Here is a 21,363-nt window from a genome sequence, read left to right on the forward strand (position 1 = left end):
AATAATGATGTCTAAATTACAAATCATACAGAGTAAAGGCCAGTATATTAATGGAGAATGGACAAAGGGGAATGGGATCATTCTGGAATCAACAAACCCCGCCTCCGGAACTTTGCTTTGGCAAGGAAATAATGCTACAGATGAGGAAATTGCAAACGCCTGTTTCGTTGCACATCGCACACTGAAATCCTGGGCTAATACAAGTTTTGACGAAAGGGTTCGTTATACTAAAGTATTTGCGGAACAGGTAGAAAAAAATCGTGAGCAACTGGCACGTCTTATTTCATTGGAAACAGGAAAGCCATTATGGGAGTCTCAAACTGAAGTCAGCTCAGTAATTGGCAAGGTAAATTTGTCAATTCAGGCTTATCAAGAAAGGACCTGGCCAAAACAAACCGAAGCTGCAGAAGCCAATGCCTGCCTGCGTTTTAAACCACATGGTGTTGTTGTAGTATTAGGCGCGTTTAATTTCCCCGCCCATTTAAGCAATGGGCACATTGTCCCTGCCCTGCTTGCAGGGAATACTGTATTGTATAAACCAAGTGAACATACTCCAGCAGTAGCAGAATTGATCATCCAATGTTGGCACGATAGTGGCTTGCCTCCCGGGGTTATCAATTGCTTGCAAGGTAATGCAGATTGTGGAAATACCCTTTTGTCTCAAGACATTCAAGGCGTATATTTTACCGGGAGTTATGCAACAGGGCTTCGTATACATCAACAATTCTGTGATAAACCCGAAGTGATTTTAGCTTTGGAAATGGGTGGAAATAACCCTTTGGTCATCGATGAAGTGAAAGACATTGATGCAGCAGTCTACCATACATTGCTTTCAACCATGATCACTGCAGGACAACGCTGCACATGTGCAAGACGAATTATAATTCCTGATTCCCAGGTAGGCGATCTGTTTTTAGAACGTTTTGCCAAGGCTTGTAAATTAATGAGAATTGGCCCCTTTGATAGTCAACCTGAGCCTTTTATTGGGCCTGTTATCAGCCATGTTCAAGCATTAAAACATCTCCACGCGCAGAGGCAACTTATAGAAATAGGGGGTGAAATCATTCTGCCAATGTCACTTCTTGTTGAGTACACAGGACTCCTTTCTCCTGGCATTATTGATATGACTCGCGTTAAAAACCCGCCAGATGAAGAGATTTTTGCACCATTCACACAAATTTACCGTTATAATCACTTTGATGAGGCGATTCAATTAGCGAACCAGACACGTTATGGTTTGTCATCAGGCTTACTAAGCGATAATAAAGATCACTATCAACAGTTTTATCAAAATATTCGTGCCGGACTAATCAATTGGAACAGACCAACTACAGGTGCAGCCAGCAGCCTTCCATTTGGTGGTGTCGGATGTAGTGGAAATCATAGACCAAGCGCCTATTTTGCTGCTGATTATTGTGCTTATCCTGTAGCAAGCATGGAGCAACCCTTGTTAAGAACTCCAGCACAACAATTACCAGGTCTAGTATTGGAATAATTATTATGAATGTTTATGAATTGAATATGGATGGGCTTGTTGGGCAAACCCATCATTATGCAGGACTCTCTGCGGGTAATATAGCTTCTACAAATAATGCTTTATCTATTTCCAATCCTCAAGCTGCGGCAAGGCAAGGTTTGGAAAAAATGCGACAACTTTATAACATGGGACTAAAACAAGGTCTACTACCTCCACATCAACGACCTAATTTGAATTTACTGTATCAACTGGGATTTAAAGGCACTCCCAGTGAACAAATAAATAAAGCCTATAAAACAGCACCCGAATTGCTTAGTGCCTGTTACTCTGCATCAAGTATGTGGACAGCTAATGCAGCAACCGTTTCTGCAAGCATAGATACCGAAGACAATAAGGTACATTTCACTGCTGCAAATTTAATCAGTAATTTGCATCGCCACCAGGAAGCAGATTTTTCAAAAAAATTATTGGAATTTATATTTTCCAACTCCGATTATTTTAATCATCATCCCCTATTACCCAAATCAATGGGCACAAGCGATGAGGGAGCAGCCAATCATAATCGCCTATGTCATAGTCATGCGCATCCAGGAATTAATTTTTTTGTATATGGAAAAAAAATACTGGGAAATCATCAATTCGAGCAAAGCCCAATAAAATACCCTGCTCGGCAAACTAAAGAAGCATCTGAAGCGATTGCTCGCAACCATTTATTAAAGCCTGAACGAGTAATTTTTGCCTGTCAAAACCCATTGGCGATAGATCAAGGTGTATTTCATAATGATGTCATCTCAGTTGCTAATGAACATGTCTTTCTGGTTCATGAAGAAGCTTTTTATAATCAAGCCTATGTTTTGGATCAATTAAGAGCAAAAGCTGATTTTCCATTGGCAATAATTGAGATCTCAAAAGAACAAATCAGCGTTAGTGAAGCAGTTGACACCTATCTTTTCAATTCTCAATTGATTACCTTACCTGATCAGAAGAATATGATTTTAATAGCCCCTGCTGAATGTCAAACAAACCTTAGGGTAAAAACTTGTATTGATGAATTAATCTCTGATCCCCAAAACCCTATTCACTCGGTCTATTACCTGGATCTGAAACAAAGCATGCGTAATGGCGGTGGACCAGCCTGTTTACGCTTACGTGTTCCTTTGAATGACTACGAACTTAAAGCAATGCACCAAGGTATTCTAATTGATAATAAGCTGTTAGACACTTTGGACAAATGGGTTTTAAAATATTACCGAACTGAACTGCAAATCTCTGATTTAGCTGATCCGCAATTATTATATGAATGTCTGGATGCATTGGATGAATTAACTCAGATCTTGAAATTGGGCTCAATATATCCCTTTCAATCTTGAGTATCCCAACCATGTGGAAAACAAAATTCGGCAAATGTATTTATATTTCACCCTCGGGATATAAAGTCTACCAAAATTTGCTGTACCGTTGGCTTACTTTAGGTAGCGAAGCATGGCAAACTGTAATTAACCGTTATATACCTCGCAGGCCTGGTTTACATTATTTGCAAATGCTGACACTTATGGCGCGAAAATTTCCCAAAGATTGTTGTTTATTAGGACTTGGAGGAGCAGGAATTGCTCACTTGCTGAGTGCACAAAAAAACACGCATTCTATCGTTGCTGTAGAGAATAGTGAAGAAGTGATTCAAATTGCAAAACGATTTTTCATGACGGATTTAATCCCTAATTTCACCATTATTCACCAAAACGCTCAAGATTTTATTCGTGAGAACAAAAAAACTTTTAAACATTTGCTTATTGATCTATATGACGCAACACATTTCCCTGATGAATGTCATTCTACAGATTTTTTCATTCATTGCAGAAAGCAATTAACTGACGATGGATTTTTAGCGGTAAATTTGGCAAATGTCCAAGAACAATGGGATCTGGTTCAATTAATCAAGAAACAATTTCCATCCAATATCATTATTCCAATAAAAAAATGTGCCAATATAGTTGTCATTGCATCCAAAAATGACAATAAAGACTTTTTTATTAAACAAGTCAGGAATACTAATGAAATAAAAAAAATCACATGGGTAAAAGATTGGGGTTATGTTGCTGAATATTAATGCTAATTAAAGGGAAACAATCGTTTTTGTACAAATGAAACTGAAGCAAAAACTGACATGTATTTAAATATTCTATCTTATTTTCTCATGTAGTTAATCGCTGCAATTAATGCCTCATCAGAACAATCGGTATTAGGAACATCTGCTTCTTTACACAAGCCGCCATGGTGCATCAACCCTTTACCTATCTTGACATTGTACAGCAGATAATCCATTGGAGTCTCAAATTGTGAAGGATTATTTTTTGCTTCTATTTTTGCTTGTTTCATTCGCAGCTTCCATGCTTTTTTATTAAAAGCCGGAGGGGCTTTTATAGCCTTGGCTAAATTAGGAGCGTGGCAATTTTTACAGGCAATTTCGTAAACATGTTTTCCTAAGTTATCTGCAAAAACCATATTACTTGTTAAATAAATTAACATTATAATCAATGCATTCCTTTTCATTACATCCCCAAATTATCATTATCGCTAATGCAATCTTAGGATTATATGAGATATTTTGCGAATTGAAATAGTTTTTTACTTTTTTAATTAAGCTGTATGTACCATTATCTTGATGTTTGGCTATAGAAATATCGTAGCCAATTTGTTAGAGCTGAAGAGCATTGGTAAAAAATGAGATAAACAGGCTAAAAACCTAAGCAAGAGCATACCAGTTTTAGTTAATTATGCCTGTGATATTTTATAAATTTGATTATATTTTTGTCATTCCCGGACAGAGGGAATCCATTTCTGTAACAAACTTTGTTGTATCTTAGAAGATTAATTTCCGTCTGAACGAGAATAACTCAAATTTTTTATTATATAATCAGTGTATGATTTTTTCCTGCACTAAAAATAAGATTTATAGGTCTATTATAAAATAGGGTGTGATATCTAGTCCTTAAATTTCCATTAAATCTTTTTCTTTCTCAGCTAATACCGCATCAACTTCAGAAATATATCTATCCGTCAGTTTTTGGATCGCTTCTGCAGCACGTCGTTCATCATCCTCGGAGATTGCTTTCTCCTTAACAAGTTCCTTTAATTGATTATTAGCATCTCGTCTAATGTTTCGAATTGAAACTCTTCCTTGCTCTCCCTCATGGCGAACAACTTTAATCAACTCCTTTCTGCGCTCCTCTGTCAAAGGTGGCATAGGAACTCGAATAGCTGTTCCAGCGGTTGCAGGATTCAAACCCAAATCAGAGTTTAATATTGCCTTTTCTATAGCTGCAACCATAGACTTTTCCCAAGGTGTAACTAAAATAGTTCGGGGATCACTTGTAGTGATATTGGCAACTTGGCTTAATGGTGTAGGACTTCCATAATAATCAACCATTACATGATCTAACAGACTGGCATTTGCCCTGCCTGTGCGGATTTTTGACATATCCGTGTGCAAAGCTTCAATAGTCTTTTTCATACGTTTTTCTGAATCTTGCTTAATCTCATTGATCATGATTAGCTCCGACTATAGTTCCTACTCGCTCTCCAGATACAATTCGTTTCAATGCGTTAGGAGCAGCCATGTCAAAGACCTGTAAAGGCATTCCCTGATCTTGGCATAAACAAATTGCTGTGGAGTCCATCACTTCCAAACCTTTGGTTAAAACTTCTTTGTAAGTCAAATAATCATAACGCTTTGCATCAGGATTTTTAAGTGGGTCAGCAGAATAAACTCCATCCACCTTTGTTGCTTTTAATACGATATCAGCGCCTATCTCAATTGCTCTCAAACAAGCAGCGGTATCTGTTGTAAAAAAAGGATTCCCTGTTCCAGCTGCAAAAATCACTACCTGACCATTGCGCAGGTGAGTGATTGCTTTTCTTCTATGATAAGGATCAACTACTCCAAGCATTGGAATAGCTGACATAATACGAGCGGGTAGATCAATTCGTTCCAAAGCATCACGGAGCGCCAAGGCATTCATAAGAGTGGCCAGCATCCCCATATGGTCTCCTGTAACTCGTCCAACACCAGCCTGAGAAAGTGCTTTTCCTCTGAACAGATTACCACCACCTAAAACCAAACCAACTTCCACACCCATATGAATCAATTCTGCTATATCTCTAGCTAATGAATCAAGAACTGAAGGATCAATCCCAAATTGAGATTTCCCCATCAGCGCTTCACCACTAAATTTAAGCAGAATGCGTTTGTACTTTAATGTAGGTTGACTTTCATTCATCATGTACGAACCTGAGCCATCACTTCTTCAACAAAATTGTCCTCTTTTTTCTCTATTCCTTCACCTACTTCATAACGAACAAAGGATAGCACTTCAGCATTTTTCTCTTTTAGAAGTTGACCCACTTTAATGTTAGGATCTTTTACATAAGGTTGTCCTAACAGGCTTACCTCATCAATAAACTTATTGATTCGCCCATCAATCATCTTATCAATGATCTCTTGTGGCTTACCACTCTCTTTCGCTTGAGCAGTGAATATTTCTCTTTCATTTTCAATAGCTTCAGCTGGCACCTGCTCACGACTAACCACCATCGGTTTGCTCGCAGCAACATGCATAGCAATATCTTTAGCTAATGCTTCACTTCCATTTTTTAATGCGACCATTACTCCAATACGGGAACCGTGTAAATAATACCCAATCACGCCATCGCAATGCATTCTTTCCAATCGGCGCAATTTTATATTTTCACCAATTTTTGCTACCAGTTCTTGTCTTGCTTGCTCAACAGTAATACCAGAAGGTAATACCTGACTGGATAAATCTTCTATATTCTTTGGAAGATTTGTTAATGCAACATCAGCAACAGTATTGGCAAAATTAGTGAAATTCTCATCTCGTGCAACAAAGTCTGTTTCGCTATTAATCTCAAGCATTACAGCCGTACGCTCATCAGAGGAACGCGCAATAACGATTATTCCTTCCGCTGCAACTCTATCTGCCTTTTTATCTGCTTTTGCCTGGCCAGCTTTACGCATTTCAATGATTGCTTGTTCGATATCACCGTTAGTCGCTATTAGAAATTTTTTACATTCCATCATACCTGCGCCTGTGCGCTCACGCAATTGCATTACTAATGCAGCACTAATTGTTGACATTTTGATTTCTCCACATAGCAAAAAGGGGGCTTATTAAATTAATGCCCCCTTTATTCAAATAGTAATTATTCCCCGGATTTTTCTTCTTCTTTAGAATTTGAAGTGACCTCAACAAACTCTGAATCAGATGATACTCTTCCTACCGTATTGCTATTTTTACCATCTAAAATAGCATCAGCGACACAGCGAACATAAATGTCCACAGCACGCATTGAATCATCATTTCCTGGTATAACATAATCAATGTTGTCAGGGCTATTATTGGTATCAACAACACCAATTACCGGGATTCTTAACCGACGAGCTTCTTCAACAGCAATATGTTCAAAACCAACATCAACCACAAATAACGCATCAGGCAGACCACCCATGTTCTCAATTCCGCCAAGACTACGCTCCAGTTTTTCAAGCTCTCTTGTCAGCATTAACGCTTCTTTCTTAATCATGTCATTAAACAACCCTTTTTCCTTCATTTCTTTTAATTCCTTTAAACGGAATATTGATTGACGGACTGTTTTATAGTTGGTCAGCATACCACCTAGCCATCTGTGGTCGACATAAGGCATACCGCATCGTTTTGCATGTTCTCTAATGCTGTCTTGAGCTGCTCTTTTGGTTCCTACAAAAAGAATTTTTGCCTTGTTTGCTGCCAATCGACTAACGTAATTCGTTACGTCATTCAGCATAGGTAATGTTTTTTCAAGGTTAATGATATGGATTTTATTTCTTGAGCCAAAAATATACTCACTCATTTTTGGATTCCAGAAGCGTGTTCTGTGTCCAAAATGAGCGCCTGCTTCGAGCAATTCACGCATACTTACATTATTCATATATATCTCCAGGGTTAAGCCTCCACGCTTCCCATACGAAACCCACCAAGGGACCCTATCGCATGTGACGAAGCGTGTGTGTATTTAAAGCGCGGTATTTATAACATATTCGTGCCAATTCAGCAATGAAATTAGCACTGTTATCTCTGTATATGACAAAAAAATCTATCACGTACAGAACATTATATAGGACAACAATAATAGGCCTAAGTCAATTAGGAAATAAATCTATATTAATTTGTAGATTTTGATTTATACTGCATTCTGCATGGAAGTTTTAAAAATGTTGTGCTCAGGAGAATCCTATTAACGTTACATTTAAGAGGAAACGATGATGAGTAAAAAATCTATCTGTTTAGCCGCTCTTGCTTTAATATTTAGCTTTGTACAACCTGTTTTTGCCAATACAGGTAACACCGCTCAAGCAAAACCCTGTCATTGCCATGATCACAAAAAAGCACTTAACCAACTTAACTTGACTCAAGAGCAAAAAACAAAGATCAAAACAATCAAAATACAAGCCCAAAAAACAATCAAAGAAAATTATAAACAACTTAAAGCAATCAAAGAACAAATCAATGCACTCATTGCCAATGAGAAACTCGATGAAGCTAAACTGGATAATTTAATCAGCCAAAGAAATAAAATAGCAGGAGCTATGCTAAAAAACCGGATAATGATGAAAAATCAAATTTATAATCAGCTTACAAACGAACAAAAATCACAATACAAAAAGAATATGTAACATTTTGATTGGTACTGATAACAGAAAATTCGGTACCAATTTACCCCAACTTATAAGATATGAAAATTGATAATGATTCGCTTAGTATATCAACCCATAGCATGCTGCAGCAGCTGCACTGGCAATGATACAAAGTGCAAATATTATGGTTCGCGCCACATTCTTCTTTGTTTGGTGTTTCATAACAAATCCTGGAATGATGGTTATCCTGATTCATGTTTCATTTAAATTATAGTTCAAATTTCTCCTATCGCTAAAGATATAATGAATCGCTCTTGCATTGAATAGACTTGGCCGCTATAACAAACTCAATTGAAAACATTTGCTATAGATTATTGACTTATGTCTCAATTTAGAACAACCTATTTATGCAATAAGCAATACTGTTGCTGCAGAATAAAAAACAAACCCAGTTATGAGAGGACATATGATTTTTTTAAGTATTCCTAAAGGAATGGAGTTTAAGCAAATTACAGAAGAAGACCATACTAACGACTATTTTGTTGATCCTGATGGAAGACTACCAAGAATTAATATCCAGACATTAGTTAAAGACGCTCTGCAGTATAACAAAGGTCGAAAAAAGGAAATTACTCTGTCTGATTTTACTATTTATAGACACAAACCACCTTATAGAGATGAACTTTTTCTTCAGTATAATCCAGATCATAATGGTAAATATTTTACAAAAGAATCTGTAAGTCTCGTAAATGGTAAAGAATTTATTAAAAATAAAACTCTTGCAACCTCATATGGCACTTTTTGGTTTCAAAAAGTACAACTATCCGAAAGCAGAATGGATGAAGTGCTTACCAAACGAAATGAACAACGAGAAAATCGTCGACATACAGGAGATAGCCCAAACCCAACATAAATAAAAAGGTATGCACAGAATGCATACCTTTTTTAATGAGATTAAATAGCAAATGCAGCAGTGGCTTTGTTATCTAATTGCTGAGTGAATTCACTTTGCATGGTCAAATAGGCTCCTACAACTTTATAAGATTCTTTCGCGTAAAAATCTTTTGTTGAGTATTCTTGAGGACCAGCGAGTGCTTCCAGACGAATATTTGCTGCTGTTATCACCTTGTCCAAATTACTCAAGATGGTAGAGTAATTATCACCGCTCTCTGTTATCGTTTTCATTTCTTCAAGAGCTTCCCTGACAACAGTCAGAATTTTATTAAAGTTTGGACCAGCAGTAGTGCAACCTCGATAGATAGTAATTAGGCGATCGACAAGAGAGAAAAAATTAATCATCTTTTGCAAATTTGATTCAATAATACGCATACATGTTATCATTTCTGTTGTACTGCATTGAGGATACTTGTCTATCAATGCATTCATTACTCCAATGACTTGGTTCACAAAACCATTAACGGCTTTAACGGAATAATTATTTTTCTTAAACATTTCTAGAGTTGAATGGGCGTTTCTCATCGGATCTTTTAATGCGTTCACACTTTTAATGAACGCATTAATCTGTTCCCAAATACGTCTGCCATCCATCCTGCTTTCTATAGATTTTTGATATTTTGTGATTAACATTTTAGCAGTAAACTCATATTGAGATAAGAAAAAGCGATCGCATTTCTCAGCCATTATAGCCTGCAAAGTAAAAATTGGATTATTCCATTGCCCTTCATTACAAGGAACACCCCATTGCTGAGCTTTTGCTCTGATTAAAAAATTTTTTTGTTCATTTGACAACGTAGTGTTAACGTTAATTTTTGTTTTATACAACTCAAACGCTTCCAGCTTTATTTTCTCTACAGCTTGTGCATGAGCCTTAATTAATTCAGCAGGAGAATTAAAATTATTAACAAATTTCCTTATTGGCTTCAAATTCAAAATTACAATTGTATTTTGCCTGATGAACTCCTGCAGCATTAATTTCATTGCCTTCTGTATCATAAATATCTCTGGCATTCTCAATCGCTTTATCACCGAATGCTTTGATCGTTTTAGCATAGTCAGGATTAGCAAACCCCTTTCCCTGAACAGGAGTTTTATAATTGTCCATAGTATGGATATTTTCACGGTTACAAGCATATTTTACCAAATGCATCGTAACATTAGATGGAATAAGCTCTGGATTCTCTGAGAAAAATTGATGCACCCCCTCAAGAATGTCTTCTCGATCATCATAAAAAAAGTAATCAATCTGCTCTCTTGCCTCCAAAGAAGAAGCTCTTTGCATGTGCGCATACACAAGCGTAGTTTTCGACTTATCATGTAACCAGCCGTTTTGAATTTTTCCGCCATTTGCCGGATTCGTTGCCTCATGGAGACTAGTACCTGCAGGCACCAAGTTGTATGCATCAGCCAATAAAAACGGATCAAATTCCATACCTAAGCCGGTGCAAAATTTTTGAATCTGGACAAAACAAGAACTATTGCCATTGGAGCGCGCATTACGCCTATCATCGCGATCACTTTGCCGATTAGAAGCAATCAGCGCCACTTCTTTGGTATAGTGGTTTGAAGTGTCTCGAATTCTCTGGACAAGCTTTGGATTTTGTTCAACGATATTTATCAGATTGGTAACACCAACACAACCATCATAGTCAAAATCCGAATAACGTACCGGCATTTTATTTTCCTCTCAAAAAGATTACTTAATTACTGCCACTTCATTTAGGAAGAGATTTCAGACTTGGGAGTCAGAACATCGCTTTGAATAAAGTGAAACCTTCTTCATAGCGATGCACCCGTTTCCTCATGAAACTAGAAATAGTCAGTCCTCTAGATAATCCTTAGAGAGAAGACACATCGAAATTTTGCTAAACAACATCAAGCAAAGTTCATAATATTAACATAATGTAAAGATATGTGTCAATTGCTTGGTTGTAACAATAATAAATAGTATTTTTTCTATCTATTGTTCAAATAAACCCAATAAGGTTCAATTTGGACCGCTCAAGCTCTCATATCACACTAGTTAGCAGAGAGAGCTCGGAGTTTCTGGTATAAGATATGTTAACAGGAAATATCAAATCAAAAGTACTTTCTTTGACTTGCGACACTTTCATCCATAATTCCTAATTGCGTTAACAACGCTTCGGGCAAATGCAACCCGCTCTCCTCTAACTGAATCAATAAAATATTAAGCTCATTGGAATTAAAATCTTTTATCGCTTTTCTAAAAGCATTAATATTAAATTGATTATGACCTTCATTATCACTCATATAATTTCTTTTAAAATAATCCGGATAAAAGGCCAATAAAACAAGCGCTTTATCAAATAACTTATTATTATAGCAATGCATGACGATATCAAAATCACTCTCATCAATGTATGTAAAGTATTCATTGATATCAATAGGTTTTTGTTCCATTAAAAATTTGACAACAGATTGAAAATCATGGTTATTCAGGATTAATGAGGCATTATGTAAAAAAGTCTTGTCTGATCGGTCATGCACCAAAAGATTAACCTGATTTTTGATCAATAGCTGAATGATATCGATGTATTTTTTGGTATCCTTTGCTAAAGAATATCCTTTCAATGTCAAGCTCAGAGGACAATGACCAGAATGACTTTGCTGTTGATCGATATTAGCCCTGTGGTCAATGAGCCATTTTACATTTTCAACTTGTCCAAGATAACAAGCGGCCATCAAAGGGGTGAATGTATCCGCTTCATCAAAATCTAATATTTTTTCGTCAGTCCCAACTTTTAAAAATGGCAAATCGATATCTGAGGCATTTAATTCTTGTTCTTTTTCAAGGGAATAGTTAGCGAAAATTATCCTTCCTATTTGAGTCGTTAACACTCTATCCCCAACTGTAAGATCAAATCCTTCCAAATTATAAGGCATTTGTTCTAATCGGTATTGAGATTGGTGAGTTTGATAAAATTCCTGTGCCGATAGCCAACCATCACCGGGATTAAGAAAGTAATAATACTTGGAAGCTTGCTCTTCGTAAGTATTGTAGTTAATTAATAGTTGTTGCCCTGCCTTGATGTTTTTGGTAGTTATTACTTTTACAACTTTCTTGCGATTCAATGTACCTTCAACAAATTCTGCGTTATCCTGACTATCAGAAAAATTGATATAACGAGTCAAATTGCCTTTTCTTGCCGCATCGACTACCCGGCCCCCGACATACATCGCATAACTTTTATCAGAACCAACATGTTCCATCAGATATTGTTCAAATTCTTGTTCAGAATACACTTCTCCTGTGTAAATACCAATACACGTTCCCTTTGGAATGTCTTCTCTGGCAAATAGACCTCGTCCACCGGTTTTCCTGAGTAAATGGACAGGTTGAACAATAACGAGATCGGCTCTGTCTATAGCAGACGGAATGTAATCATTGCCTGACATGTTATCAATATGTAAATCAACCATAATCTTGCTCGCAGCAATCAATTCATGATTACTTTCCAGTCCATTGACAGGAGTAAACAGTGTGTAAATATTACCTGGGAGGTGTGACATCCCAATTCTTTTTTTATGTACCTTTTTTTGGGTAAATTTAGATTTGTGCTCTTTACTACCATGATTCAATTGCTTCTCTTTAAATTTTGACTGAATGGCACTTTTCTTTTTAAGCTTGCTATCATTATTGCTTCTTGGCATAACACTGATCTCTTGTAAAAAATAATATAAAATCATCATTGAGTAGACATTATAACCCATTAGTTTATTTTTTGCTCTATCCTATGAGAGATTTTCCTGGAAAATCTATTCTTTTGCTGATTGAAGAGTATTGTTGCTCCTCTTACCCATGTGCTAACATTTATGATTTTGGATAAACCATAATGGGCGTTACAATTAAAACTCCTGATGAAATTGAAAAAATGCGTATCGCTGGCCGATTGGCCGCGGAAGTACTTGAGATGATTGGACCTTATGTCCAAGTTGGCATTACTACTGATGAGTTAAATACCATTTGCCACGATTATATTGTCAATGTACAAAAAGCCATTCCTGCCCCTTTAAATTATAACGGTTTTCCCAAGTCAATTTGCACCTCAATTAATCATGTGGTATGTCATGGAATACCAGGGAAAAAAACATTAAAAGATGGAGACATCATTAATATTGATGTCACTGTTATAAAAAATGAATACCATGGTGATACCAGTAAAATGTTTATTGTAGGTACTCCTTCCGTCAAGGCCAAGCATGTAGTGCAAATAGCCCATGAGTGCTTATATATCGGGATTGAAATGGTTAAACCCGGTGTTCAGTTAGGCGATATAGGACATGCCATACAGCAACATGCAGAAAAAAATCGTTGCTCAGTAGTGCGTGATTACTGCGGACATGGAATTGGTCGTGTGTTTCATGAAGATCCACAGGTACTCCACTATGGGGTTCCCGGAACAGGGATGAGATTAGAACCAGGTATGACTTTTACCATAGAACCTATGGTCAACATAGGAAAACATCACACTAGATTATTGCCAGATCATTGGACTGTCGTTACTAAAGATCATAGTCTTTCTGCTCAATGGGAACATACACTTCTGGTAACCGACACAGGAGTTGAAATTCTGACTTTACGTAATGAAGAACGATAATCGCATCATAAAGAATACGATTAAACAGTTCAAAGAGAAGCTGTGCAAGGACTTTAGCCAAAAAGCGAATATTACCTCTCTCACACGCAAACTTGCTGTATTTATTGATACTATTTTAATACAATTATTTATTAAAAATAAGTTGCATTTTGGAGACAATTTTTGTCTCCTGGCTCTTGGAAGCTACGGACGTAGAGAGCTTCAGCTCCACTCGGATATTGACTTGTTAATATTGCACACTGAGAAAGTAAGCAATATTCAGTTACAACGCGCACAAAAATTTATTCAGGATTGTTGGGATGTGGGATTGGAAGTAAGCCATCAAATTACCACTGTTTCTTCATGTGCCAATTTAGCCAGCCGAGATTTAAGCGTAATTTCTACCATTATGGATATGTTCTTATTGTGTGGGCATGGTGCCTTAATGGAAGAATTAATTTACCAAACACACCCCTTGCACATGTGGCCAAGCCATCAATACTTCTTTGCCAAACTTCAGGAACAGCAAAATCGTTATGCAAAATATGGAGAAACAGCTTACAACCTTGAGCCTAATATCAAAAACGGTCCAGGTGGATTAAGAGACCTGCAAATTTTGCTAAGCATTAGCAAACGCCATTTTAAAATTAAAAAGTTAGCAGAGGGAATCAGTTACGGCTTTATTACTGATAAAGAGTATGAAGAATTAAAATACTGCCAGAATTTTCTTTGGCGCGTTCGATTTGCTTTGCATATGTTAGCAGGAAAGCCTGAAGAGCGCTTGTCATTTGATTATCAGGTTAAATTAGCTCAATTTTTTGGATATCAGGATCAGTCTCATATCTTGGCCATAGAGCAATTTATGAAAGACTACTTTAAAGTCATCAAACGCAATAGAGAGCTGAATGAAATGCTCTTGCAATGGTTCAATGAAACCATAGTCTATCATCAAAAACAAAAAATTGTTCGTCTGGATGATGAATTTCAACTGTCAAACCAATTCATTGAAGTACGCAATAACCGAGTATTTAAGCAAAACCCACAATCTATATTGAAATTATTCTATTGGCTTGTTAAACGCCCTGATATCGAAGGAGTAAGGGCAAGCACAATAAGACTAATAAGAGAATCATTATTTTTAATGGGCAAACGTTTTAGAGAATCAAAAGAGACTGCTAATATATTTATCAACATTTTCAGAACTGGTAATGATCCCTACGATGCATTACAAAGAATGAATAGATATGGTGTCTTAGCACACTATCTTGATTGTTTTGCTACAGTCACTGGACAAATGCAATATGATTTATTCCATGCTTATACCGTTGATCAGCATACCTTATTTGTAATCCGCAATATATCTCGCTTTAAAAAGAACGAATATGCAAAGCAATTTCCTTTATGTGCCAAAATCATTGCGACTTTGGAGAAATCCGAAATTTTGTATCTTGGTGCTTTATTTCATGATATTGCCAAAGGTCGAGGAGGAGATCATTCTGAATTAGGCGCAATTGAAGCACAACAATTTACACAACGCCACTTTATGGATGCAGAAGATAGCAAATTGATTGTTTGGCTTGTTCGCTACCATTTACTCATGTCACAAACTGCTCAGCGTAAAGATATTTACGACCCTAAAACCATCGAACAGTTTTGCCAACTTCTGCCTCATGCAAGGTATTTGGATTATCTTTATTTACTCACGGTAGCAGATATTTGCGGTACAAATCCTACTCTTTGGAATGCCTGGAAAGACTCATTACTTAAAGAATTATATCACGCAGCAAAAACAAGACTTCATAAACAACAAGAGTTACTCGATGAAGCTGCTCTAATATCCATTCGTAAACAATGCGCTATGGATATATTAATTTCAGATGGGATATCCTCTGGAGTCATACAGGATTTATGGAGCCAATTTAAGGGAAAATATTTTCTTCATGAATCTCCTGAGGTGATAGCCAGACACACCAAGGCAATTCTGAGCAGCAAGCAATTTCCGGTGGTAATAATTATGCCTCATCACAGTCAGGGTGGAACCGAAGTATTCATCTACATGCCACATAAAGATGAGAGATTTACTATCACCACTTCAGTGTTAAGCAATCATCACGTTACTATCCAGGAAGCAGCGATTATTACTTGTGATAATCAATTTGATCTAGATACTTATATTATCCTGGATGAAAACAATCAGGCTTTTCTGAATGAACAACGTGCTGAAGACATCCAAAGAAGTTTATGCGATCATCTGGCCGATACAGGACGCCTGCCCGCGATTTCTCGCAGAAGATTATCCAGAGCATTGACTCATTTTAATGTCAAAACACAAATTAACTTTATTGATGACAATACAAATCATCAAACTCAACTATTTCTCATTACCAATGACAGACCAGGTCTTTTGGCAACCATAAGCCGTGTCTTTCTTACTCTAAACATTCATTTACATAATGCAAAAATTGCTACAGCTGGTGAGCGGGTAGAGGACATGTTTTACATCTCCAATCAGACGGGTTATCCCCTGAATCATGAGGAAAAAACAACTTTAAGAGAAAAATTAATTTTGGAAATTTCTAAAAACAAGTATTAAGTAATATATAAAGATAAATTACTGGCGAAGATTTCTGAAAAAATCAGACAGCAATTGAGAGCACTCAGCTTGCATAATTCCTTCGTCTATTAATACTGAATGGTTTAGGGCATGTAAAACATTAAATATTGAGCCAGCTGCTCCCGCTTTAAAATCTCGGGTAGCAAATACCAAGCGTTTGATACGTGCGTGGACCAAAAGTCCCGCACACATAACGCAGGGTTCAAGAGTAACATAAAGCGTTGTATCTAATAATCTATGATTATTTAAATTTCTTGCGGCTTGTCGTATTGCCCTGATTTCAGCATGATCAGAGGGATCATGACTTTTCTCAATGGCATTTCTGCCAACACCTAATAATTGATTGTCTTTGCTAACCAATACAGCCCCAACAGGGACTTCTCCTTCATTATGAGCTAAAACAGCTTGCTCATAGGCCAGTTGCATCCAAAATTTATCAATCATTCCCATTCAATCGTAGCAGGTGGTTTGCCAGAAATATCGTAAGTTACCCGCGACACCCCCTCTACTTCATTAATAATTCGATTAGATACTTTCCCTAAAAAATCCCAAGGCAATTGAGACCAATGTGCTGTCATAAAATCAACTGTCTCAACAGCTCTCAAACAAATTACGTAATCATAGCGGCGTCCATCCCCCATCACACCAACGCTTTTTACTGGTAGAAAAACAGCGAATGCCTGGCTGACTTTATGATAAAGTTGAGCGTTATGCAGTTCTTCAATAAAAATAGCATCAGCCCTACGTAATATGTCTGCGTATTCTTTTTTTACTTCGGCTAAAATTCTTACACCTAATCCTGGCCCAGGGAATGGATGACGATAGACCATATCATGCGGGAGTCCTAATTCCAGACCTACTTGACGGACTTCATCCTTAAAGAGTTCACGAATGGGCTCCAGCAATTTAAGATTTAAGGTATCAGGTAAACCACCAACATTATGATGAGACTTAATAACCACAGCCGCATCATTAGTACTTGTTGCTGCAGACTCTATGACATCGGGATAGATTGTGCCCTGAGCCAGCCACTTTATATCAGCCAGTTTTTGTGCTTCATCATCAAAAACTTCAATAAATGTTCGCCCAATAATTTTTCTCTTTTCCTCAGGACAAGTCACACCCTTCAAGACATTTAAAAATTTATCCTCGGCATTGACTGCGATAATGCGTATTCCCATATGCTTACCGAACATACTCAGCACTTGTTCTGCCTCATTAAGTCTGAGCAAACCTGTATCAACAAAAACACAAACCAGTTGGTCTCCAATGGCTCTATGCAACAAGGCAGCTACAACAGAAGAATCAACACCTCCAGATAAACCCAGCAAAACTTTTTCAGTTCCTACCTGCCCTCTGATTTTATTAATGGCCTCATCAATAATATGTTCTGGAGTCCAATCTGTTGATGCTTTACAAATGTCTACAACAAAACGCTGTAAAATTCGTAAACCTTGCAAGGTATGAGTAACTTCTGGATGAAATTGCAAACCATACATTTGACGGCTCTCATCAGCCATGCCTGCAATTGGAGCATTACGCGTTTCACATATCACTTTAAAACCTGGTGGTAACTCAGTGACTTTATCTCCATGGCTCATCCATACATCCAATAGAGCACTACCATCCATCGCGCTACGATCTTCGATATTACTTAATAATTGACTATGGCCGTGCAAACGCAACTCAGCATATCCAAATTCTCTTAACGCCGATGAATGCACTTGACCACCGAGTTGTACAGCCATTGTTTGCATCCCGTAGCATATCCCTAGTAGTGGCAAATCGCTCTCAAATAGCCATTGAGGAGCTCTGGGATTAGCGTCATGCGTTACTGTAGAAGGACCTCCTGATAAAATTACACCGCAAGGATTTAATTTTTTAAATTGTTCATGATTAATATGATAAGGATAAATTTCGCAATAAACCCCCATTTCTCGAACGCGTCTCGCAATTAATTGGGTGTATTGGGAACCAAAATCTAATATTAATAATGGGTTTTTTTTCAAATTATTCATTATTAATTATCCACCTGATAATTGGGAGCTTGCTTGGTAATACTCACATCATGCACATGGGACTCACGCATACCAGCATTGGTCACTTGCACAAACTCAGTTTTAGAATGCAATTCCTCAATAGTCGCACAACCGGTATAGCCCATACAGGAGCGTAAACCACCTAGTAATTGATGAATAATGGTTTGAACCGGTCCTTTATAAGGTACTCGTCCCTCAATGCCTTCAGGAACCAGTTTTTCTGTACCCAGAGAAGCATCCTGAAAATAGCGGTCACTTGACCCCTGAGCTAATGACATGGCTCCAATAGACCCCATACCTCTGTAATTCTTATACGTACGCCCCTGATATAACTCAATTTCACCAGGAGATTCTTCTGTACCTGCAAACATACTGCCAAGCATTACAGTATCAGCACCTGCGGCCAACGCTTTACAAACATCACCAGAAAAACGTATCCCTCCGTCAGCTATCACAGGAATTATCCCTTTAAGTTCTTGTGCCACGTTTGCTATAGCGCTAATTTGCGGGATACCCACACCAGTCACTATACGAGTGGTACAAATTGATCCCGGCCCTATTCCAACTTTTACAGCATCGGCACCCGCCTCATATAAATCTCTAGCAGCAGCAGCAGTTGCAATATTTCCACCTATCACTTGTACATCAGGATAATTCTTTTTAATCCATTTCACGCGATTTAATACGCCCTGAGAATGTCCGTGTGCTGTATCAACTACTATGACATCAACCCCGGATTCAACCAGAGCTGCAACTCGTTCATCGGTTCCTTCACCAACACCTACAGCAGCTCCAACTCTTAGCTGCTCAAAACTGTCTTTACATGCATAGGGGTTGTCTTTTGCTTTTTGTATGTCCTTTACTGTAATGAGCCCACGTAACTCAAAATTCTCATTCACTACCAATAATTTTTCTATCCGGTGCTTGTGGAGCAAACTTCTGACTTCTTCTCTGCTCGCTCCTTCTCTTACAGTCACCAAACGCCCTTTGGGAGTCATTACTTGTGCTACAGTCAAATTCATATTGGTTTCAAAACGAATATCTCGACTGGTTACTATTCCTACCAAATGCTTACCATCGACCACTGGCACTCCTGAAAAATTATATTTTGTCATGACTGCAAGTAATTCTTTAACTGTCAAATCAGGAGTTACTGAAATAGGATCTTTCACCATACCACTTTCAAATTTTTTAACTCGTCTGACTTCTTCAGCTTGATCAGTGATACTCATATTCTTATGAATAATTCCCAAACCACCTTCTTGTGCCAAGGCGATGGCTAACCTCGCTTCAGTCACTGTATCCATTGCAGCTGAAATTAAAGGCATATTAAGATGAATGGCGCGAGTTAATTTGGTTTTCAATGAAACATCTTTAGGTAAAATAGTTGAGTGGGCTGGGACAAGCAAAACATCGTCAAAGGTTAATGATTGTTGCACAATGGATAGAGGCATTTTATCTCACTCCAGTAATTAAATAACCAAATAGTTTACTACAAACTTTAAAAATTTTAAACATTTATTGTATAAATATATCACTACTATCCTTTAATTAGTTTTTATCACAATTAAGCATTGGATAACTTGAATTAATGAATGAATAACGTGTAAACTGTTGGTTAAATATTGTGTTGAATCGAAAAAATAGGAAGGGTTCAGCGTTGGCTAAAATAATAGTAATTACATCTGGGAAAGGCGGAGTAGGAAAAACTACTTCATCAGCAGCGATTTCTTCTGGACTTGCGCTCTTAGGACATAAAACTGTTGTTATTGATTTTGATATTGGGTTAAGAAACCTGGATATCATAATGGGCTGCGAAAGACGTGTAGTGTATGACTTCATCAACGTCATTAATGGTGAAGCCAACTTAAACCAGGCGCTGATCAAGGATAAGAGGATCCCTAATCTTTGCATACTGCCCGCATCACAAACCCGTGATAAAGACGCATTGACGCTGGAGGGGGTTGAAAAGACTCTGAATGAACTGGCAAAAGATTTTGATTTCATTATTTGTGATTCCCCTGCTGGAATTGAAGCTGGTGCACTTATGGCGATGTATTTTGCGGATCATGCCATTGTTGTTACTAACCCCGAAGTGTCATCAGTCAGAGACTCGGATAGAATTCTGGGAATTCTGGCCAGTAAAACAAAAAGAGCCATAGAAAATAAATCACCTGTGCAAGAACACTTATTACTGACGCGCTATGATCCTGAGCGAGTAGAACGAGGTGAAATGTTGTCTGTAACCGATGTAAAGGAAATATTAGCTATTCCTTTAATTGGTGTTATACCTGAGTCCAAATCGGTTCTTAAAGCCTCTAATACCGGCACACCAGTTATTCTTGATGAATCAAGCGATGCTGGTGTTGCTTATCAAGATGCCATAGCTCGTTTTTTGGGTGAAGAAAGACCCATGCGTTTTATAAGTAATGATAAAAAAGGATTATTTCGTCGCTTATTCAGTAAAAACAGGGAGGAAGTGACAATATGAGTATATTCAATTACTTACGCAGAAGAGCTTCTACGGCATCTGTTGCTAAAGAGCGTTTGCAAATCATCATTTCTCATGAGCGTTCTCAGCGCAATACGCCAGACTATTTGCCTAAACTGCAGGAAGAAATTCTTGCAGTTATAGCAAAATACGTTAATATAAGTCGAGATCAAGTGAGTGTTAATCTGGAGCGTATGGAGGATAGCGCCGTTCTTGAGCTAAACATTACAATGCCAGATAAGGCTTTGGAAGACAGCAATTCATAACTCTATTAAGCTTTTTTACATTTAAAGGTACTATTACACTATTAAATAATGTAGTTTACCTGCCTACTTAAGATACACATTCACTTCCTCAAAATCAGACAAGCTTTACATGCATAAGGGCAAAAATACATTCTTAATGGTTCTCTCTATAAATTTCAATTAATTAAAACTAAATTTGCTAAAAGCATGTGGGAGATTATTTGACTTACTCTAACTACTGGGTAGGATTA

The 21,363-nt window shown here is 37.5% G+C and carries 20 protein-coding genes; 9 read left to right on the top strand and 11 right to left on the bottom strand.

Features of this window, described 5'->3' with window-relative positions; genetic code table 11:
• The first annotated feature begins 7 nt into the window (after positions 1-7).
• Genes astD through OQJ02_RS08030 form a run of 3 tightly spaced genes read left to right on the top strand, consistent with a single transcriptional unit; the run spans position 8 to position 3,584 of the window.
• The gene (astD, locus tag OQJ02_RS08020; protein ID WP_265718684.1) at positions 8-1,495 is read left to right on the top strand and encodes a succinylglutamate-semialdehyde dehydrogenase; all 1,488 of its coding nucleotides are present in this window, start codon (positions 8-10) and stop codon (positions 1,493-1,495) included.
• Between the two features lie 5 nt (positions 1,496-1,500).
• Positions 1,501-2,847 carry an N-succinylarginine dihydrolase gene (astB, locus tag OQJ02_RS08025; RefSeq protein WP_265718685.1) on the top strand — a complete coding sequence of 449 codons (1,347 nt, stop codon included), beginning with the start codon at positions 1,501-1,503 and terminating at the stop codon, positions 2,845-2,847.
• Positions 2,848-2,858: 11 nt separating this feature from the next.
• Positions 2,859-3,584: a spermidine synthase gene (locus tag OQJ02_RS08030; RefSeq protein ID WP_265718686.1), complete on the top strand. Its 726-nt coding sequence runs from the start codon at positions 2,859-2,861 to the stop codon at positions 3,582-3,584.
• 77 nt (positions 3,585-3,661) lie between these two features.
• Here the strand turns inward: OQJ02_RS08030 and OQJ02_RS08035 are convergent, their stop codons facing one another.
• From OQJ02_RS08035 to rpsB, 5 genes are all read right to left on the bottom strand, one after another.
• On the bottom strand, positions 3,662-4,027 hold the full coding sequence (locus tag OQJ02_RS08035) for a c-type cytochrome (protein ID WP_265718687.1): 366 nt from the start codon (positions 4,025-4,027) through the stop codon (positions 3,662-3,664).
• A 439-nt stretch (positions 4,028-4,466) separates the two neighbouring features.
• Entirely contained in the window at positions 4,467-5,024 is a 558-nt protein-coding gene (gene frr / locus OQJ02_RS08040) for a ribosome recycling factor (RefSeq protein ID WP_265718688.1), read from the bottom strand.
• Complete coding sequence (pyrH, locus tag OQJ02_RS08045) at positions 5,014-5,757, bottom strand: UMP kinase (RefSeq protein ID WP_265718689.1); 744 nt, start codon at positions 5,755-5,757, stop codon at positions 5,014-5,016. The genes frr and pyrH overlap by 11 nt, the downstream gene beginning before the upstream one ends.
• Positions 5,754-6,632 (bottom strand): translation elongation factor Ts, encoded by an 879-nt coding sequence (tsf, locus tag OQJ02_RS08050; protein WP_265718690.1) that lies wholly within the window; start codon positions 6,630-6,632, stop codon positions 5,754-5,756. The genes pyrH and tsf overlap by 4 nt, the downstream gene beginning before the upstream one ends.
• A gap of 65 nt (positions 6,633-6,697) precedes the next feature.
• On the bottom strand, positions 6,698-7,462 hold the full coding sequence (gene rpsB, locus OQJ02_RS08055; RefSeq protein ID WP_265718691.1) for a 30S ribosomal protein S2: 765 nt from the start codon (positions 7,460-7,462) through the stop codon (positions 6,698-6,700).
• Positions 7,463-7,796: 334 nt separating this feature from the next.
• Between rpsB and OQJ02_RS08060 the strand changes: the two genes are divergently transcribed.
• Both OQJ02_RS08060 and OQJ02_RS08065 read left to right on the top strand, forming a co-directional pair.
• Complete coding sequence (locus OQJ02_RS08060; protein WP_265718692.1) at positions 7,797-8,207, top strand: Spy/CpxP family protein refolding chaperone; 411 nt, start codon at positions 7,797-7,799, stop codon at positions 8,205-8,207.
• Positions 8,208-8,622: 415 nt separating this feature from the next.
• Positions 8,623-9,081, top strand: a complete 459-nt coding sequence (locus OQJ02_RS08065; protein WP_265718693.1) for a permease — start codon at positions 8,623-8,625, stop codon at positions 9,079-9,081.
• 41 nt (positions 9,082-9,122) lie between these two features.
• Here the strand turns inward: OQJ02_RS08065 and OQJ02_RS15420 are convergent, their stop codons facing one another.
• The 3 genes from OQJ02_RS15420 to ankI form a co-directional block, all read right to left on the bottom strand.
• On the bottom strand, positions 9,123-10,106 hold the full coding sequence (locus tag OQJ02_RS15420; protein ID WP_322783379.1) for a hypothetical protein: 984 nt from the start codon (positions 10,104-10,106) through the stop codon (positions 9,123-9,125).
• Positions 10,027-10,800: a hypothetical protein gene (locus OQJ02_RS15425; protein ID WP_322783380.1), complete on the bottom strand. Its 774-nt coding sequence runs from the start codon at positions 10,798-10,800 to the stop codon at positions 10,027-10,029. Before OQJ02_RS15425 ends, OQJ02_RS15420 begins: the two co-directional genes overlap by 80 nt.
• 404 nt (positions 10,801-11,204) lie before the next feature.
• Entirely contained in the window at positions 11,205-12,836 is a 1,632-nt protein-coding gene (gene ankI, locus OQJ02_RS08075; RefSeq protein ID WP_265718694.1) for a Dot/Icm T4SS effector AnkI/LegAS4, read from the bottom strand.
• Between the two features lie 143 nt (positions 12,837-12,979).
• Here ankI and map point away from each other — a divergent pair, with 143 nt between their 5' ends.
• Both map and glnD read left to right on the top strand, forming a co-directional pair.
• Positions 12,980-13,744 carry a type I methionyl aminopeptidase gene (map, locus tag OQJ02_RS08080; RefSeq protein WP_265718695.1) on the top strand — a complete coding sequence of 255 codons (765 nt, stop codon included), beginning with the start codon at positions 12,980-12,982 and terminating at the stop codon, positions 13,742-13,744.
• Positions 13,731-16,316 (top strand): [protein-PII] uridylyltransferase, encoded by a 2,586-nt coding sequence (glnD, locus tag OQJ02_RS08085; protein ID WP_265718696.1) that lies wholly within the window; start codon positions 13,731-13,733, stop codon positions 16,314-16,316. The genes map and glnD overlap by 14 nt, the downstream gene beginning before the upstream one ends.
• 18 nt (positions 16,317-16,334) lie before the next feature.
• Here the strand turns inward: glnD and tadA are convergent, their stop codons facing one another.
• The 3 genes from tadA to guaB are packed head-to-tail and all read right to left on the bottom strand — an operon-like array spanning position 16,335 to position 19,830.
• Positions 16,335-16,781, bottom strand: coding sequence for a tRNA adenosine(34) deaminase TadA (tadA, locus tag OQJ02_RS08090; protein WP_265718697.1), 447 nt, complete (start codon positions 16,779-16,781; stop codon positions 16,335-16,337).
• Positions 16,778-18,355, bottom strand: a complete 1,578-nt coding sequence (guaA, locus tag OQJ02_RS08095) for a glutamine-hydrolyzing GMP synthase (RefSeq protein ID WP_265718698.1) — start codon at positions 18,353-18,355, stop codon at positions 16,778-16,780. The genes tadA and guaA overlap by 4 nt, the downstream gene beginning before the upstream one ends.
• Before the next feature lie 2 nt (positions 18,356-18,357).
• On the bottom strand, positions 18,358-19,830 hold the full coding sequence (gene guaB, locus OQJ02_RS08100; protein WP_265718699.1) for an IMP dehydrogenase: 1,473 nt from the start codon (positions 19,828-19,830) through the stop codon (positions 18,358-18,360).
• A gap of 206 nt (positions 19,831-20,036) precedes the next feature.
• On the opposite strand from guaB, the gene minD reads away from it, so the two are divergent.
• The gene (minD, locus tag OQJ02_RS08105) at positions 20,037-20,867 is read left to right on the top strand and encodes a septum site-determining protein MinD (protein WP_265718700.1); all 831 of its coding nucleotides are present in this window, start codon (positions 20,037-20,039) and stop codon (positions 20,865-20,867) included.
• The gene (gene minE / locus OQJ02_RS08110; protein ID WP_011213993.1) at positions 20,864-21,133 is read left to right on the top strand and encodes a cell division topological specificity factor MinE; all 270 of its coding nucleotides are present in this window, start codon (positions 20,864-20,866) and stop codon (positions 21,131-21,133) included. Before minD ends, minE begins: the two co-directional genes overlap by 4 nt.
• The last annotated feature ends 230 nt before the right edge of the window (positions 21,134-21,363 follow it).

The organism is Legionella sp. PATHC032 (assembly GCF_026191185.1).
Lineage (GTDB): Bacteria > Pseudomonadota > Gammaproteobacteria > Legionellales > Legionellaceae > Legionella.

Coding starts and splice junctions, on each gene's coding strand:
- guaB (WP_265718699.1), bottom strand. CDS start 19,830: ATGCCTCTATCCATTGTGCAACAATCATTAACCTTTGACGATGTTTTG.
- OQJ02_RS15425 (WP_322783380.1), bottom strand. CDS start 10,800: ATGCCGGTACGTTATTCGGATTTTGACTATGATGGTTGTGTTGGTGTT.
- OQJ02_RS08060 (WP_265718692.1), top strand. CDS start 7,797: ATGAGTAAAAAATCTATCTGTTTAGCCGCTCTTGCTTTAATATTTAGC.
- ankI (WP_265718694.1), bottom strand. CDS start 12,836: ATGATGATTTTATATTATTTTTTACAAGAGATCAGTGTTATGCCAAGA.
- OQJ02_RS08035 (WP_265718687.1), bottom strand. CDS start 4,027: ATGAAAAGGAATGCATTGATTATAATGTTAATTTATTTAACAAGTAAT.
- map (WP_265718695.1), top strand. CDS start 12,980: ATGGGCGTTACAATTAAAACTCCTGATGAAATTGAAAAAATGCGTATC.
- OQJ02_RS08065 (WP_265718693.1), top strand. CDS start 8,623: ATGAGAGGACATATGATTTTTTTAAGTATTCCTAAAGGAATGGAGTTT.
- tsf (WP_265718690.1), bottom strand. CDS start 6,632: ATGTCAACAATTAGTGCTGCATTAGTAATGCAATTGCGTGAGCGCACA.
- pyrH (WP_265718689.1), bottom strand. CDS start 5,757: ATGATGAATGAAAGTCAACCTACATTAAAGTACAAACGCATTCTGCTT.
- OQJ02_RS08030 (WP_265718686.1), top strand. CDS start 2,859: ATGTGGAAAACAAAATTCGGCAAATGTATTTATATTTCACCCTCGGGA.
- OQJ02_RS15420 (WP_322783379.1), bottom strand. CDS start 10,106: ATGAAATTAATGCTGCAGGAGTTCATCAGGCAAAATACAATTGTAATT.
- glnD (WP_265718696.1), top strand. CDS start 13,731: ATGAAGAACGATAATCGCATCATAAAGAATACGATTAAACAGTTCAAA.
- minE (WP_011213993.1), top strand. CDS start 20,864: ATGAGTATATTCAATTACTTACGCAGAAGAGCTTCTACGGCATCTGTT.
- frr (WP_265718688.1), bottom strand. CDS start 5,024: ATGATCAATGAGATTAAGCAAGATTCAGAAAAACGTATGAAAAAGACT.
- rpsB (WP_265718691.1), bottom strand. CDS start 7,462: ATGAATAATGTAAGTATGCGTGAATTGCTCGAAGCAGGCGCTCATTTT.
- astD (WP_265718684.1), top strand. CDS start 8: ATGTCTAAATTACAAATCATACAGAGTAAAGGCCAGTATATTAATGGA.
- astB (WP_265718685.1), top strand. CDS start 1,501: ATGAATGTTTATGAATTGAATATGGATGGGCTTGTTGGGCAAACCCAT.
- guaA (WP_265718698.1), bottom strand. CDS start 18,355: ATGAATAATTTGAAAAAAAACCCATTATTAATATTAGATTTTGGTTCC.
- tadA (WP_265718697.1), bottom strand. CDS start 16,781: ATGATTGATAAATTTTGGATGCAACTGGCCTATGAGCAAGCTGTTTTA.